Below are 15,415 nucleotides of genomic sequence, written 5' to 3'. Positions count from 1 at the left end.
CTCTGCTGTAAATGTACGTCTTTGTTTTGGCATAGTAGATCCGCTCCTAGTATTATTCTTTTCATTCTACTAGCCCTTATTTTTTCTGTCCAACTTAGTGTAGACGATTCACCCCTTCCGCTAATGAAGCAGAGGGGCTTTTTGTGTTCCTAGCAAAATAGTTCGTAGTAAGTAGAAGATTATGATAGCAATCTAATTTTTTATATCGTATGATTCTTCACATAAAATAAGATTTTGCAATAATAAGCTTCATAAAATATATATCGTATTACACTTTAGGGGGATAAGGCGTACTGCGGATTATTTATATTTTCCGTACGGGAGTTTTTTCGGAATGGAGAGACTATGAAAAAAATTATTGTCTTTATGATTGCAGTACTTATACTGTTCACCGGATTCGCAACACCAAGTTATGCATTATCAGATTCGCAATCTGATTCAATACAAACATTGTTGGATGATGCAAGCCGTATATCAGGTGTACCGGGAATGTCAATCTCAATACTTGCGAACAATGAAGTGCTCTACTTTTCTTCCGGGTACGCAGATCGTGAAAAGGGACTGTCGGCAAGTGAAAATACTCTATATGAGCTGGCTTCGGTAAGTAAAGCTTTTACCGGCATGGGTATTCTGCTGATGGAAGAACAAGGACTGCTGTCAATGACAGACTCTATCCAGAAATATTTGCCTTGGTTTACGTTAAAGTATCAGGGGAAACACGTTGATATGCAAAGTATTACGCTCAATAACTTTTTACACCATACTAGCGGCTTAACAAATGGCAGTCACAGTCAAAACATTCCACAAGGCAATACGCCGGATATGTTGCAAAAAACCGTAGAAATGCTCGTAGATTCTGAATTGTCGTTCTATCCTGGTGAGCAGTATAATTACGGAACTGTTAATTATGACGTATTAGGTCTGGTTATTGAGATTGTGGCGGGACAAAGCTATGAAGACTTTATGAGGGAACAGATATTTCAGCCGTTGGGTCTTCACCAGACGTATGTTTATAAAGAAGATGCTCAAGCCACCGGACAGTTGGCACAGGGCTACCGTTCTTCCTTTTTTATGACAACTCCATATAACGCGCCGGATTATTCCGGGAATAAACCCGCAGGCTACATCATTTCTTGTACAAAAGATATGGCGCGTTGGATGGGCATACAGATGGGTATTGTGCAGGACATACCCGAAATATTCCACACGGTTATCGAAAAATCACATCAGGGTGATATGTCTGTTCCGGCTGTCAACGAAATGTATTATGCGGCGGGCTGGTCGGTAAACGCCAACCAAACGATTATAGAGCACCCAGGGGGCAATCCCAATTTCGGAACCGAAGTGGCCATACTGCCAAATGAACGAACAGCCATCTGCTTACTGACCAACGGCGCAAATATCAATAGAAGCATGGTACTAAAAGTTAAAGATATATTAGACGGCAATCTGACGCAGTCATATAGAATAAGCGGCACACAGCTTTTGGACATCATTTTGTCGTCTACCACAATTATTCTTTGCCTATTGGCTGTTCTGTTCTTTCTCTTAGGATTACGCAGAAGGAAAACGAATGAGCGGCAGCCAATGACAAAAAAACGAATAATCGTAACAGCTATTTTGCTGATTGCTACGATTGTCCAGTGTATAATGTGCTGTGCATTAGATTGGTCAACGATACTTATTTGGCAAACATATAGTGTTCTTACAGCTTTGATTTCGTCGGCATTATTAACAGCAAGCATTACATGGTTTGTATACACTCACCGATATAATGCCTCGCTCCGAAAATAAGCATTTCATTCGTTCACCTTATTGAAAAAACGCGAAGATTTCTTTTAATGAGAGAACAATATCAGCAAAAAGGAAGTGCCAGGCACCCCCTATTTTTCGCCGTCACTTATGATAAGGTTCAGCTTAACGGCTCTATCGGCGAAAAATGCGAAAGGAGCATGCGTAAGCAGCTCCTGCATTGTGGGAAGTAACCATCCTTCGCACCTCTCGCTAACTACTCGTGAACCACCCGAAGGTCCAAATATGGATAATCAAAAATAAATGAAAAAACAACCATTGACGACTCCGCGCCATCAATGGTTGTTCGTGTTGCTTCATTACTTGTCGATCAGGTTTGTCTCTTTCAGCATTCTTGCGATCAGTGCGGTTACTTCGACACGGGTCATTTGCTTTTTCGGACTTAGAAGCTCAGGCCCGTTGCCTTGAATAATTCCCGCAGTGATCAATTGCGCAACATCCGCTCTTGCCCAAGCTGCTACGTCAGCCGCATCTTTGTATCGGGACAGTACAGTTGCCGCCTGTCCTTCGCTAAGTGAAACTGTTGTATCAATCATGCGGTGCGCGCGGGCAATCATCGCAAATCCTTGCTCTCTCGTTATTTGCTGGCCGCCTTTGAAGCTGCCGTCCGCATAACCGCGAACGATATCATATTCATCAGCAAGCGCAACGGCATTCCGATACCATGCGGAAGCCGGTACGTCCGGGAAGATGTTTTGCATTGCGTCTTGGCGCATTAACCCGAGACCGAGAACCACGATTTCGGCGAATTCAGCTCGCGTTACATTCTTGTTCGGCGAGAACGTGTTGTTGCCGGTTCCTTCAAGATCGAGTCTTGCGGCAATATTGTTCACATCCGCTCTGCCCCAATGATACTGCACATCGTCGAAATCCTGTGGATTCCAGATGACCGAATAGGTGCCGCTACTGCGTAGATCATTGATAAGTGCAAAGTACCGATTATCGATCTTCGTTACGACCGTCGGAACATGGAATACGCTGCCGTCCGGATTGACGATTACACCTGTCGTGATGCGGTTCGGATCAATGCCTTCCGGAAGCGCGATGTATTTCGGCGCATATCCGTTCAACTCCCCGGAACGCACCGTTTTGTCGCCATGCGTGAAGGTCAGGTCGAGGTCCACTGGAGTAACCAGCAGTTCGTAACCTTCGGCTGCCGCCTTCTTGCGGGCGCCGTCCGTCAAATCTTGAGGGGAGCGTTTGATGTTGATTCTTACTGCAATATCTTCAAGTTTTGCATTGTTCGACTGCTTTGCGATCGCGTCCAGATCCAACTGCTTGCCGGGAACTGGGTAGATTGCCAGCAAATCTTCGATTTCCAGCGTCGAGCCGGTATCAGCCAGCTTCTTAATATCAGCTGCCGTCAAGCCCTGTACCTTGGTGTCTCCACCGACAGGAACGCGAATGGCAAGTTTTTGTCCATCACCCTGAGCCAGAATATTGGACAGCTTGCCCGAATCGACTTGTACCGTCGTATGGTTTCCTTCTCCGTCCGTTTTGGTGGTGCTGGTCGCGAATGAAGAATCTTTACCGTTTACCGTAGTGGTAACGCCGGAGGAATTCGTGTTTGGAGTCGAAACCGTTCCAGAGTTAGTCCCTGAACCGGTACCCGGTGACGTTGTTTCTCCGCCGCCATTGTTTCCAGGAGCCTCCGCTGGGACCAGTCCTTCCTGGGCTTTCTCTAATGCTTCAAGGGCTTTATTCACTTCTTCTTGGGTTGCTTTCGGATCATTCAGTACGTTGTTAGCTTCTTTCAGAGCCTCCTGAAGCTTGTCCCAGCTCTCTTGAGTATAGTCGGTCGAATTTAGTGTTCCGATCTTGTCTACTTTCGATTGAAGTGCCGTTTTATCGGTTTTTACAATCTCAACGGTATAGATATTCGTTCTGTTTCCGATCGTCACTTCCACTTGAATGACATTAAGGCCTGCATGAAGTTGCAGGTCATTCCAATCGGAAGGATCGGGAACTTCGCTGCCATTAAAGCTCAATTTGGCCGTGCTTCCGGAATTCAGCAGTTCAAGGGCAACAGCAACGCTGTAAACATCATCCGTTACGGAAGCCTTGTAATTTAGATACTTATTACCGTTAAATGGCGGAGATAGCTCAATCTCCTCGTGATTAGTCGAATTGGCAACTCGGAGGTCAAGCTTGTCCAGAATAGCGTCAATGGTTACGAGATTTTCGTAGGCATTCTTCAAGTTCTCATTCGCCTGGTCGATCTCTATCTGCGTGGCATTCGGATCTTGCAGAATGCGATCAGCCTCTGTCAATGCATCCTGCAGTGCCTGCCAACTTAACGGAGTATAGTCCGCTGGCTGCAAGTTCTCACCTGTTATCTTATCGACCGTAGCTTGCAGTTGCGTTTTATCGATATCCGTAACCACCGCCTTGCTCGTCACGCTGCCTGACGCATGTATGCCATCGGCGGTGATCCTTACGGTAATGGCCGCCCCAACATCGTCAGCCGTTAGCGTATAACTTAAGCCGGTTGCATTCGGTATAGCAACGCCATTACGGTACCACTGGAAGGTCGGCACATTGTCTGTCGTATTCGGGGTATATGTGATTCCCGTTACGTTCGCGGTCAACGTCTCGCCCACCTTGGCTGTACCGTCGATCGTTACACTGCCGCCCATCACTGGGAGTTGGATATCTTGTGTAGTAGTGATGATGTTACTAATGACACCGGGATTATATTCGACAATAACTCCCGGATCCTTAAAATTGCTGGTACCACCGTGTGTATTGTCTACGGCTAAGTAACCTACTTTGTTATTCGTGGTGTCTAGTAATAGCGTAAGATGAATTAGATTTCCATTTGCAACATATTCCTTTGTGTTCTCCAGATTTGTAGGCTGACCGTTTGATACATACTTTGTCCAGTTAGAATTGAAAGGAATAGTGCTCCAATTAGTTCGTTCTGTAGATTTAGTAGCCCCTATAAAACTTAAAAGGTTCCAGCTATCTCGAAAAGGGCTCTTAAATTCCTTAAACATATTGGCAATCGCAAACATTTCTTCAGGATTACCTTCAGTCGGCTCTACAAGATGTCCACTATTATTCGTTGCAGTCGTCACAGCATCTTTGAATTGCATAGTGCTCTGTCTGGCCACATATACAAAATAGCGTCCATCGTAGATACGTACCGAGGTTTTTCCATCGGTCAACGGCGCTCCTGGCGTTACATTTACGGTAACACTCTGCGTTTTCCCAGGATCTTGTGTAAACTTCATATTTCGAATAACAGCTTGAATGTCTTCGTACGTCGTATTACTTGAAAAATTGAACACTCTATTGGTAGGTGTAGACTGGTCAGTAACAATACCACTAATTTTGATACCATCAGTCAACTCGGTAATTCCGCTTGCAACAGTCCCAACGGCAATGGAGCCGCTATTTACAGTCACAGTAAAGTATCCGCCCGCACCATTTATGACGCCTGTGCTTTCAAATGCGGCATTGGGCAGTTGATAAGTTGCTTCGGTTACACTAACAGGATTACCAAGATTAAGTGTTGGTGTGGTTGCTGCTCTTGCTTCTAACGGATAAAAAGGTAACATCGTCAATACCACAACGATTGTCATTAGAAGAGATAACCTTCTTTGATTTTTTAATTTCATCTTTTGTTCTTTCCTCCTGACGAAAGGCAAATTCTTTCTGTTGAGCTACATCGAAGCAAAATGATCTGCGGTTCTGCGGTTCTGCGGTTCTGCCATTCCACCATGTCCAAATACAGGGCATCTTGGCATTGTAATCGCCGATAACTATCAAATCCAATTTGTTATGCGGACGTCTCGCCATTCAAAACAGACGGACACCCTCACGGTAAAAAACAGCCCTCCTCTTTTTAAGATCACAAAAAAACCTCCATCCAAAAGCGGGCATACGCTAATAGACGGAGGCTCTTCCGTCGTATTCGGCAGCTGGCTGGCAATAGCATTTGCATGTTCAGCAAATCCGTTAGCCCCTTTAGCTTTGCGTCCCCATTTTTCAATAGGTTTGCCTTGTCGTACGAGCTTGTATCCATTTGAAGAATTTAAATATTAAACTAAAAGTATATTATAAAAGGTTTATAAGTTAGGCTCTACAGACTCATCTTTGTAGTATTTTGTATCTATTTGTCGAATCGGGATATTTATGACTAAAATCAGCAGCACCCATATAAATACTACTGGAGGCATCGAAGTAATAACCCTTCAAATCCCTGGGGAACACAATGGATACGGCCCAACTTAACGGATCTATTCAAACTCATCGATTAGGTCTTAATGCCTATACGATTATTGATTGAATACTTCTATCTCTCGGTAGATCAATCCGCGCAAGAATTCCCATCCATCTCTAGTCCTATTGATTAATACGCACGCATGCCTGCAATCTAACTGCTAGAAGTCATATCTCTATAATTCATTTTTGTTACAAAAGGCATCTTCAATATTTCATGCAAATAAAAAATCACCAACCCTTAATGGAGCTGGTGAATGCTGTTACCTAAATTATTGATGTTTTCGCCGTCACTTATGGTACGGTACAGGTATTTATGGAGGCCTGTTTTAGGCCAAAATCAAGCCCCTTCTGCTATGTACAGAAGGGGCTTGATAGCTCTATTGATTAATAATGGCCCTCTGTTGACTGGACTTATATCGACTATATAAATGGTATACAAGTTCATTTAATTCCTCGATAATATTGATACGATCCGGCTTGTCATCAGCTTCAGTAAGCTTGTTCAACCTTGATGTTATCATTCTTTTAACTCCGACCGAACTCCGTTCTCCTGCCGTAGACTTCAAAATAAATGTCCCAATAATCATATACCGGGAAATCCTCAGCCCAAATTTTTGAGATATGTTTCCCTTTCTTTGCAAGCCTGACCATAATTTCCGAGTCCTTTTTATCCATGTAGTCCCTCCGTTCTGTATTAAGCCAACCTTGAACAAACATTAACTACAAGAAAGTAAATTCAAAGCTGAGGCAACACAATCGTTTAAAGACCTTTTAAGGTAAAGGAATAAATTTTATTTAGGCGGTGATTTATGATTATCAATGAATTTCCAATCCATTTTAAATACGGAATCATCCTCTAGCAATTCCAGTACATTGTCAAGTTGCTTATCAGCTTCCGAATCCCCTTTAATTTGATAATCCCGCATATCTAAAACTTCAGTAAATGACTTTCGTGAACTGTCTTTGAAAATGAATGTCGTTATATGACTTCCGTCAGTCGAATTCAGTTCCAATCTAATCCAGTTTTCTTTCTGTTTTGCCCCTACAACCTTATAATCCATTTCACGTCTTACTCCTGGCTCAATCACCCAGTCGCGATGCGATACCCTCTAATAAAGAAGATACTTTTGATTCCAGTTCAATTGTCATAACAAGTTCATCCTTCTTTCAATATTTTTGAAAATAAGAAGGATATCCGTCGCGAATGACGTATACATATAAGTATAGGTTCCTCAGTTATACATATGTAGTGTGTAGCTCGCACTACACCGATACCTTCTTTTTAGGTGAGAATGCTACTTCTCACCATTGGATTGCCGAAAACAAGCGGAGTGTGCCACCACTTACGCTTGTTTTTTTATTTACCGCATCTAATGCAATCTCCCCCTGTCTAACGGTTGTTTGTCACCGCCAACTGTCAATTTATTTACGGAGATCATACTGTGCATTTCTTAAAACAAAAACCACTAACCTCATATAGTTAGCGGCTCCTATAAGAGGACATACATGATGTCTCATGTCCACTCCATTCATAGGGAATGATCGTATCTTGTTTAAGAAATCGTAAGCTTCGCCAATTAGTTCTTACCCTTTTTGGACTGTGACAGGACAGATGCAGCTAAGGACTTAGTGGTATTACTGTACTTAGGGCTTTGCAGTACTTTAGAGGCAAGACTAGACATCTTGTCACCAGATACTTTGTTTTGACCTTTGGCTGCCATGAGTTGATCACCTCATTTCGAATTAGACATCATTTCCAAATTCATAATAAATCAATATATTGTGCTTGTCGAGTTAATGTTCGCCTTTGTTCGCCACTATATATTGATTTAAATAAACAATTAATAAGAGGTGATTAGCCCGACTTACGATCATTGAATATTCAAGTTTGAGTGAGCTATGACCTCAACTTACGCTCGTTGGTGTATTAAAACTTAGGAAACACTCCTTGACTCCCCTTCCAACCTAGAGTAGGGCACCCACATGTCCAGTCTTCGATGTGATAAGTCTGTTAGACCACTTTTGCATCAATAAATCTTATTATCAATCAATACAGCTCTCAAACAACAGGGTGAATGTATGACAAACCAATTTTTCGCCGTCACTTATGATACGGGTCTCCGTGCTGTAACGGCAAGTTTTTTCTCCTCGTGCATGGAGTTTCAATGCGTGCCCCCTACGCTTTCGCTGTCGCGCGGACTGAACCCTTGTCCTCCTTCGGCCAGAGGTTTTCCTTGAGTCGCCCTAAATAGCGAGATCGGACATCTTGTAAACTGTGTAAACATTGCACATAATAGATTTGAGGTGAATTGCCATGCATCTGAACAAAAAAAACCACACGGTCACTCCGTCGGCATTCGGTTTGGCCATACAAGGACTTGTCTTACTTTCGATGTCAGATAACGTGCGTTCAAGTAAAGAAATTGCGAATATGATGAAGTCTGGAACGACGTTTATGCGCCGGGTGATAGGTCAACTGGTTCGTGCAAATCTTGTCGAGGCTAGGGAAGGCAGAGATGGCGGCTACTTGCTGGCCAAACCTGCAAGCTCGATTACAGTGGCAGACGTTTACCGGGCTTTGCAAATGCACAATCCTTTGGGAAGTGGGATGGTCGATTCCACGCTCGACTGCGAACGCGGGGCGTCAGTAAGAAGCCTTTTTCAGGAATTGTCTTCTCAAGTGGAAGAGAGTACGCTTCACGTTTTCAAGCAGTATACGATTGAGCGCATTGCGGCAGAAGTTTTTAAAAACGAAGTATAAACTGTGCTTAACATGAGCATAGTTTTATGATATACTGTGCCTAACATGAGCATAGTTTGTGATATACTGTGCTCATACAGGGTTCAGTATCAACAGAGTTTAACGACGACTCGCATCAGAATCCCTAGTATGAGGTTAACTGTGCTTAAATCAAGTTCAGTAAGGAGGTGAAACAGTTGCACATCGTATCGATTATACTTGAGATTATTTTGGGCATTGGCTATGTGATCGTCGGATTTATGAAGTTTGGGGCCAAAGAGCCGGTCGAATCATTCAAACAATACGGCTATTCGGATGGATTTCGCATTCTAGTCGGTATTGCGGAAATTCTCGGCGGGATCGGGATGCTGATTGGCATTTGGTCGCAAATGGCGGGCACGCTGGCTGGTTTGTGGATAGCGGTCATCATGCTGGGTGCTCTTGTTACCCAAATTCGTGCGAAAAGCCATGCCAATGAAGTGATGCTGCCCGTATATTTTCTGGTCTTGGCCTTGGTGATACCTGTACTCAATTGGATTGTTTAATCACACATCGGCATTTAAGGTGTTTAAGCCGCAAGCGTTACATCTATCTAAGTTGTGCCTAACATACGCATAGTTCCGCGATATACTGCGCTCGTACAGAGTTCAGTATCACCAGAGCCTACCGACTCGCATCAGAATCCCGGTATGCGGTTAACTGTGCTTAAATCAGGTTCAGTATGGGGGATGTCGAACAGGGCGAGTAACGCTGTAAAGGAATCAACCCTAACCCTATCATAGCGGATGGCGAGCATGAACCGATCATTTCGCTGGAGACGTTAGGATTAGCCCCTTCCACCCCAGCGGTGGCAAGGGGTTTTTGCCGTTTCTCGGCAAAAGCTTGCCAAGGTCTATACCATCACGATATGAGCCGTTCCAATAACTGAAAATTGCCCTTTATCATCTATTTCAACCATGTTTCTACCCCCTGCGTCCACAGCTAATTTTACGAATGAACGACTTAGGGCCCTTGAAGCATTCTACTTAGAATTTTCAAAGAGTCCAACTAAAACCAGTGCACTTAGAGAGTCAAAATTCACATAACTTTCAACACCGCTCAGACATTTCCCCAAGAAAATTTTTCGCCGTTACTTGTGGTAAGGTTCAGCTTAACGGGCCTATCGGCGAAAAATACGAAAGGAGCTGCCGCGGCGCATGATTTCCAACCTCTTACCCGATCCAACGGCTATGATTCAAACTTACATAAAATGCATATACTCGGCGGCTTGGAAGTAGGTAAGTTAACTATCACTCCCCTCCGGTGATTTCATGCGATCGGCAGGTGTCCAAAGGGGAATATGGGATCTAGGGATAACGCGAGGTTGTGAAGACCTTAATCATTAATGAATCCAGAAAAACCAGAACTGCCAACAACCAGAGAAGGTGTTGGTGGTTCTGGCTTATCGACATTTCGCTTGTCCGCTGTTTAACCCTACAATGAGAAAAAGTGTTTTCTAATTTCGGAATAAATATAACCTAAATCCCATTGCTCATAATTGAATCAAACTATACCTCTTACAATACTGCCGTAGTCAACAGTACTTCCAAACGAGGCAAATACGCTTCGTGCCGCCTCATCCACCGGCAAAAACACGCCGATTCCCGGAAACATGCCTCTCCCGACCGAAAGATAAACTTGGCTGTAACGAATAGGCACAAAATCGCTTGAATCCTTCTTTCTGACAAGTAGGCTTCTGTATGAAGGTTCATTGGGCTTCGTATCCTCATTGCTCATGTTCCAGTACTTGTTTCCGCCATGTTGCTCTAATCTCTTTTCCAGATTCCGATACCATTCATCGTGACGGGAAAGCAAATGGTTCCGCTTAAATGCACGTATTCCGTTGATAGCATGTGATTCCCATTGCTCGAATGATGCTTCATTAAAAGTGGAACGGGATCGAACAGGCAACTCAGAACTAAAATGAAAATCAAAAAGATTCACATTGTTCTCGGCGATAATATCACGGGGTAAATCAAATAAATGAGTAAACAACTCATTAGACCCTTTAATTCCCAGAGTTGGTGTTACAATCATAGCGGGTAGCGTCAACGTGCCAAGCAATTGTTGGGCCTTCCTAAGTTCATGTTCCAGCAAGTTCCCTTGCAAATCGGATTGCAATGGAAGGTAGCCAGCAACTGCAAGCAGTTCATTTCTCTCATCAAAGGTACATTCAAGATATTCCGCTATGCGAAGCATGGTTTCGCGATCCGGCAATCTCTGTGAACGGCCGACTAACAGATTTTTGTACGTTAGACAAGCTTCATCGTTTAATTCCTGCTGGGAGAATCTTTTTAAGGATGGATGAGGTCGATGGGTATATTCACGCTGGCGCTTTATGCGAAGCGATTCGATTTCTCCCAATGCAGCTTGCAGTAACTTCTTTTGCACACCTTGGTCTGCACTCATAAGGGTTCCTCCATTTATGTGATATTACAAGTGTAGTTCTGCACTTGGGCGGATATTTGTCAGCTATTATTATATTTCTTGTTAAACAAAATTTAAAATCATTCAAGTACAAGGAGGAACTATATGAAAGCTATAGTCATGTCAGATTACGGAAATGCTAATGTTCTGCAGGAAAGGGAAGTCACCCGGCCGACCCCGCAAGATCACCAAGCTATTGTTGAACTCCAGGTAACCACAGTCAATTCTGGAGATCAGCTTATTCGTTCTGGAGCATTTCAAGAATTCCTCCCGCTGCGTTTCCCCCATATTCTTGGCGTGGAGATCGGCGGTGTGGTCAAAAAAATCGGAAAAAGTGTAACCAAGGTTAAACCAGGCGACCGCGTTATTGGACTTACTTTATCTGGAGGAGGTTATGCTGACTATGCTGCGGTAGATGAGAATTTGCTGGCTGTTATTCCTGAGACGCTCTCTTTGGAAGAAACCGTCGCATTGTCGGGCGTGGGCTTGACGGCATGGCAGGCGTTATTCCGGTATGGTCAATTGCAGGTTGGACAACGAATTCTTATTCATGCCGGTGCCGGAGCGGTAGGGCATCTCGCCGTGCAATTAGCCAAACAACATGGAGCCTACATTATAGCTACAGCTCGCACCGAAAATCTTGAATTCGTACGTCAACTAGGGGCCGACGAAGTAGTCGACTATGGAACAACTGATTTCTCGGAGGTCATCCAACCCGTCGATCTTGTTCTTGATATGGTGAGGGACGGAGGGATTACGGATGAGAAAAGTTACTCTGTTTTGAAGAACGGTGGGAAATACCTGTCCCTCGTATCTCCAGCTGTCCTTCAGAATCCGATTGTTCGTGGCATCGAGAATCTCTTTGTTCAAGTCGATCCCCATCCCAGCGATTGGTTATCCCTTATACGTTATGTGCAGGAACACAAACTTAAGATTTATGTAGAGCGAGTCTTTCCATTCAGTTACGAAGGTGTTGTAGAAGCCCATCAAATAAATGAAATTGGAGGAAAAAAGGGGCAGCTTCTGATTTCCTGGAATCGAAAAAACCCAATCTAAAATTCGATTGGGAAGACCCGCTAAATTCAATACCAAATTTCCTACCCGCGAGGACTTGCAGAGCACAGTTCGGGCTGAACTGGACGAGGAAGAAAAGATAGATTTTCGACTAGGAAGGAGCGGCTACATCGTTGTTCTCGAAGCGGGAGACAATCTCCGCGACCTCAGCAACGTTGGTTTGGAACACGAGAGTGGTGGACTGCTGGGAAGTTACCCTGAGTATGTCGAAACGCTGGACTTGGGCGACTGCCAAAAGGCGTACAAAGTCGTGTTGCTGTACGACAACGACTACCTTATGACGTTTTTCACTCAGGCCGGAGCGCATGACGAGGAGGTTTAACAATGGCTGAAAGACCAAGTGGAAAAAGCTGACGGCAAACGAACTGATTCTCTGGAAGCTGAAAAAGATGTTCGAGCGGGACGAAGTTACCACTGAACTCCCCGTCGTCCCATGCTACGACATCTTTACGATTACTGGATTCAAAATTGCAATCTTCCAGCAGATCAATTTAAACAAGCTCTCAATTCATTCATAAATCAGAATCAAAAGCCGGTAACGTAAAAATACTGTTTTCTAAAGCTAAACGCCCCGGAGCTAACTTTTAAAAGTTAGCTCCGGGGCGTTTTTATGCGTCATCCTCTTTTAGCATCAATTGCCTTGAAGATATCTCGATTAATCTTCGTAATCATCTCAAGCTCTTCGATGTCCCTACTGCCCATTAATGTCATAAGCTCATCTAGTGCCTTCTGGTGATCCTTTTCAGCATCAGTTCCAAGCTCATCTCGAAACAATTCCATTGGCGAAACTTGCAGGGCTGTAACGACCTTCTCCAGCGTTTCCAAGGAAATATTTCGTTCCCCACGCTCTACTCCACCAATATAACTATAATGAAGTGATGATGCTTCTGCTAATTGCTCCTGGGTCCATCCCTTCGCTTTTCGCAACGCCTTAATTCTTCCCCCGACCAGAGTCGATAATTTCACAAAACTAACTAGAACCACCAAAGGGGATTTCCCAAGAAATTTAGTGCAAAATTGCTTGTACAATTCGCCTCATTTTGTCTAAAGTCCCCCACTTTATGTACAGTTTTTGTCTATTTGTCTCGTTTATAATAAATTCTTATTCTATAGTTTTGTATTGGAGGAATTCACACATGAAAAAATGGTCACTTATACTGGTGGCTATCGCCATGCTCTTTGCTGTTTCCGCTTGTAGTTCTCAAGAAGAAAACCCGACCGAAACCAATAAAGAAGAAGTAAAGAAAGAAGGAATAAAGAAAGAAGAGCCAAAGAAAGTTGAAGGATACACAGCTGATAATGCTTATACTTGGTTAAAAGAGTCTGGCTTGGTTTCTGGTGAAGCAAAGGACGTAACCGCAAAATTTGAAGGTTCTGAAGGTTTAGTGAAGGCGTTAAGAACAGATGAAGCTGACATAATGGAGTTCGAAAAAAACGAACAGGCAGCTGGGTATCATAATCCAGATCTGAATGCTTATTCAGTTAAAAACATCTTTATTTTGATTAAAAAGGGACAAGATAATGCTAATAATTTTGTGAAGATCTTAGAATCAGGTAAACCACTAACGGATTTACAAACTTCTTATGCTTCAGAGGAACAAAGGAAAGTAGCTGAATTAATGGAAAGCAATACTGATTTTCTACCAGTAATTGAAGCTTATTTTGCTTTACCAAAAGACCAAAAATCATCAACTTGGGATAGTTTTATGGTGAAAAAGATCGTTACCTTATCCGGTACGATCGCAGATTTAGAGGCTATTGGAGATAGCATTGTTGTTTATGGTGGGGAGAAATATAACGGTGAGGATTGGATCACCATTAGCACAGAAAAGAAAGACATGATGCCTTATACACTCATCGTTGAATTAAAAGATGAGTCTATGAAAAATGGTTTAAAAGAAGGTGATAAAGTAACCTTTAAAGCTTCTCTTGATTCTCGTGGTGACAAAGCTTTGCAATTCAACTGGAAGTTGTATGAAGGCGAGATAGTGAAGTAAGAAGGAGGATTCCCACATATATCCTACTCTTCTCAAGAGGATGTCGTATTGGGCAATTTTCAGCGAATATACTGCAACCTAATACCTCGCAAACATGTGAACTAACCGTAAGAAGCGGTGGAGGCCAACTCCTACTTACGGAAAATTTCTAAAAACTTGCCGAACTTATTATCTGGATCCTAATAAAAAGAATGAGGAGCGGAGAAGCCTTGTACAGACTTAAAGATGAAATTCTTCATATAATCAGATCATTGAATGTCAAAATTGACGATGAACAAATACATATCATAGACCGAGGAATCCCTCATAAACTGACAAAATTAAATGAAGATTATATGGTTGTTTATACTTTCGCATTTCAAGAACGATACTTGAAAATCGGTAAAGCGGGTCCAAAAAGCTTTGCACGTGTAAATAGCCACCACTATAGCCCTAATAGTTCAAACAGTAACTTATCAAAGTCCATGTTATCTGACCGTGACTTTGGTAGTTTTGCCTTAACGGAAGAGAACATTAAGGATTGGATAAAGAATAATACAGCTCGCTTAGATATCCTTATGGAAAAGCGCTTGGGGATATTTGTACTAAACTTTGTTGAGGCTTACCTACACCTGAAATTTCAACCTAAGTATGAAGGATTTGAAACTCAACGATTCACGTAACAAGAATCTAGCTCCTTCAATTAAGGTGTTTTAATTGAAATAATTCTAGAACAAGGCGGATGATTAAAGTGAATGTAAGCGAATTGGGTAGAATACTGGGCGATATGTACAATAAAGCACCTCATGGTGATCAAGTCGCTAAAATCCATCTCTTCGGTGTTAAATATGCCGATGTGATTCTCCGTAATAATTTGAGTGTAAAAGATATCGTTGCTAGATCTGGGATTAATCCCTCTTACGCAACAGAGGTTAGTAAAGGGATTAAGCTTTCTGTTTATGTGGTTCCTAAAGAGTAGGACTTGCCCTGCCGTACTCAAAGGGTTAGGGTGGACTGTCAACAGTAAATCAGACAATCTTTTTAAGGGCTGTAGCTTTGTACTGAACTGGCGTCATGTATCCTAATGTGCCATGAATGTGATGCTTGTTGAACCAGTTCA

General features: G+C 43.0%; 13 protein-coding genes and 1 riboswitch. Of the genes, 8 read left to right on the top strand and 5 right to left on the bottom strand.

What is annotated here, in order from left to right:
- Positions 1 to 345: 345 nt before the first annotated feature.
- Positions 346 to 1,794 (top strand): serine hydrolase domain-containing protein, encoded by a 1,449-nt coding sequence (locus tag J7E85_RS08485; protein WP_215156847.1) that lies wholly within the window; start codon positions 346 to 348, stop codon positions 1,792 to 1,794.
- Positions 1,795 to 2,111: 317 nt separating this feature from the next.
- On the opposite strand, the gene J7E85_RS08480 is transcribed toward J7E85_RS08485, so the two are convergent.
- The 3 genes from J7E85_RS08480 to J7E85_RS08470 all read right to left on the bottom strand — a co-directional run bounded on the left by J7E85_RS08480 (position 2,112) and on the right by J7E85_RS08470 (position 7,100).
- Positions 2,112 to 5,432, bottom strand: coding sequence for an S-layer homology domain-containing protein (locus tag J7E85_RS08480; RefSeq protein ID WP_215156845.1), 3,321 nt, complete (start codon positions 5,430 to 5,432; stop codon positions 2,112 to 2,114).
- Positions 5,433 to 5,727: 295 nt separating this feature from the next.
- Positions 5,728 to 5,826: riboswitch (cyclic di-GMP riboswitch) on the bottom strand.
- Between the two features lie 738 nt (positions 5,827 to 6,564).
- A complete protein-coding gene (locus J7E85_RS08475) occupies positions 6,565 to 6,714 on the bottom strand; it encodes a hypothetical protein (RefSeq protein ID WP_215156843.1) in 150 nt (49 codons plus the stop codon).
- Between the two features lie 116 nt (positions 6,715 to 6,830).
- On the bottom strand, positions 6,831 to 7,100 hold the full coding sequence (locus J7E85_RS08470; RefSeq protein ID WP_215156841.1) for a hypothetical protein: 270 nt from the start codon (positions 7,098 to 7,100) through the stop codon (positions 6,831 to 6,833).
- A 1,253-nt stretch (positions 7,101 to 8,353) separates the two neighbouring features.
- Here J7E85_RS08470 and J7E85_RS08465 point away from each other — a divergent pair.
- Positions 8,354 to 8,800, top strand: a complete 447-nt coding sequence (locus J7E85_RS08465) for an RrF2 family transcriptional regulator (RefSeq protein ID WP_215156839.1) — start codon at positions 8,354 to 8,356, stop codon at positions 8,798 to 8,800.
- Between the two features lie 176 nt (positions 8,801 to 8,976).
- A complete protein-coding gene (locus J7E85_RS08460) occupies positions 8,977 to 9,324 on the top strand; it encodes a DoxX family protein (protein WP_215156837.1) in 348 nt (115 codons plus the stop codon).
- Positions 9,325 to 10,321: 997 nt separating this feature from the next.
- On the opposite strand, the gene J7E85_RS08455 is transcribed toward J7E85_RS08460, so the two are convergent.
- The gene (locus tag J7E85_RS08455) at positions 10,322 to 11,227 is read right to left on the bottom strand and encodes a hypothetical protein (protein ID WP_215156835.1); all 906 of its coding nucleotides are present in this window, start codon (positions 11,225 to 11,227) and stop codon (positions 10,322 to 10,324) included.
- 123 nt (positions 11,228 to 11,350) lie between these two features.
- Here J7E85_RS08455 and J7E85_RS08450 point away from each other — a divergent pair, with 123 nt between their 5' ends.
- On the top strand, positions 11,351 to 12,301 hold the full coding sequence (locus tag J7E85_RS08450; protein ID WP_215156833.1) for an NADP-dependent oxidoreductase: 951 nt from the start codon (positions 11,351 to 11,353) through the stop codon (positions 12,299 to 12,301).
- A gap of 55 nt (positions 12,302 to 12,356) precedes the next feature.
- Entirely contained in the window at positions 12,357 to 12,641 is a 285-nt protein-coding gene (locus J7E85_RS08445) for a hypothetical protein (protein ID WP_215156831.1), read from the top strand.
- Positions 12,642 to 12,934: 293 nt separating this feature from the next.
- Here J7E85_RS08445 and J7E85_RS08440 read toward each other — a convergent pair whose 3' ends face one another.
- A complete protein-coding gene (locus tag J7E85_RS08440) occupies positions 12,935 to 13,285 on the bottom strand; it encodes a helix-turn-helix domain-containing protein (protein ID WP_215156851.1) in 351 nt (116 codons plus the stop codon).
- A gap of 170 nt (positions 13,286 to 13,455) precedes the next feature.
- Here J7E85_RS08440 and J7E85_RS08435 point away from each other — a divergent pair, with 170 nt between their 5' ends.
- From J7E85_RS08435 to J7E85_RS08425, 3 genes are all read left to right on the top strand, one after another.
- On the top strand, positions 13,456 to 14,316 hold the full coding sequence (locus J7E85_RS08435; protein WP_215156829.1) for a hypothetical protein: 861 nt from the start codon (positions 13,456 to 13,458) through the stop codon (positions 14,314 to 14,316).
- Between the two features lie 209 nt (positions 14,317 to 14,525).
- Positions 14,526 to 14,978: a hypothetical protein gene (locus J7E85_RS08430; protein WP_215156827.1), complete on the top strand. Its 453-nt coding sequence runs from the start codon at positions 14,526 to 14,528 to the stop codon at positions 14,976 to 14,978.
- Between the two features lie 59 nt (positions 14,979 to 15,037).
- A complete protein-coding gene (locus J7E85_RS08425; protein ID WP_251035568.1) occupies positions 15,038 to 15,274 on the top strand; it encodes an HTH-like domain-containing protein in 237 nt (78 codons plus the stop codon).
- The last annotated feature ends 141 nt before the right edge of the window (positions 15,275 to 15,415 follow it).

This window comes from Paenibacillus sp. ISL-20, assembly GCF_018613005.1.
Lineage (GTDB): Bacteria > Bacillota > Bacilli > Paenibacillales > Paenibacillaceae > Paenibacillus_AQ.
The sequence above is the reverse complement of the archived record's forward strand: the minus strand, read 5'-3'. Positions and strand labels throughout refer to the sequence as shown.

Bases quoted from the DNA above. Each gene is read 5' to 3' on its own strand.
- J7E85_RS08485 (WP_215156847.1), top strand. From the start codon at position 346: ATGAAAAAAATTATTGTCTTTATGATTGCAGTACTTATACTGTTCACC.
- J7E85_RS08480 (WP_215156845.1), bottom strand. From the start codon at position 5,432: ATGAAATTAAAAAATCAAAGAAGGTTATCTCTTCTAATGACAATCGTT.
- J7E85_RS08475 (WP_215156843.1), bottom strand. From the start codon at position 6,714: ATGGATAAAAAGGACTCGGAAATTATGGTCAGGCTTGCAAAGAAAGGG.
- J7E85_RS08470 (WP_215156841.1), bottom strand. From the start codon at position 7,100: ATGGATTATAAGGTTGTAGGGGCAAAACAGAAAGAAAACTGGATTAGA.
- J7E85_RS08465 (WP_215156839.1), top strand. From the start codon at position 8,354: ATGCATCTGAACAAAAAAAACCACACGGTCACTCCGTCGGCATTCGGT.
- J7E85_RS08455 (WP_215156835.1), bottom strand. From the start codon at position 11,227: ATGAGTGCAGACCAAGGTGTGCAAAAGAAGTTACTGCAAGCTGCATTG.
- J7E85_RS08450 (WP_215156833.1), top strand. From the start codon at position 11,351: ATGAAAGCTATAGTCATGTCAGATTACGGAAATGCTAATGTTCTGCAG.
- J7E85_RS08435 (WP_215156829.1), top strand. From the start codon at position 13,456: ATGAAAAAATGGTCACTTATACTGGTGGCTATCGCCATGCTCTTTGCT.
- J7E85_RS08425 (WP_251035568.1), top strand. From the start codon at position 15,038: ATGATTAAAGTGAATGTAAGCGAATTGGGTAGAATACTGGGCGATATG.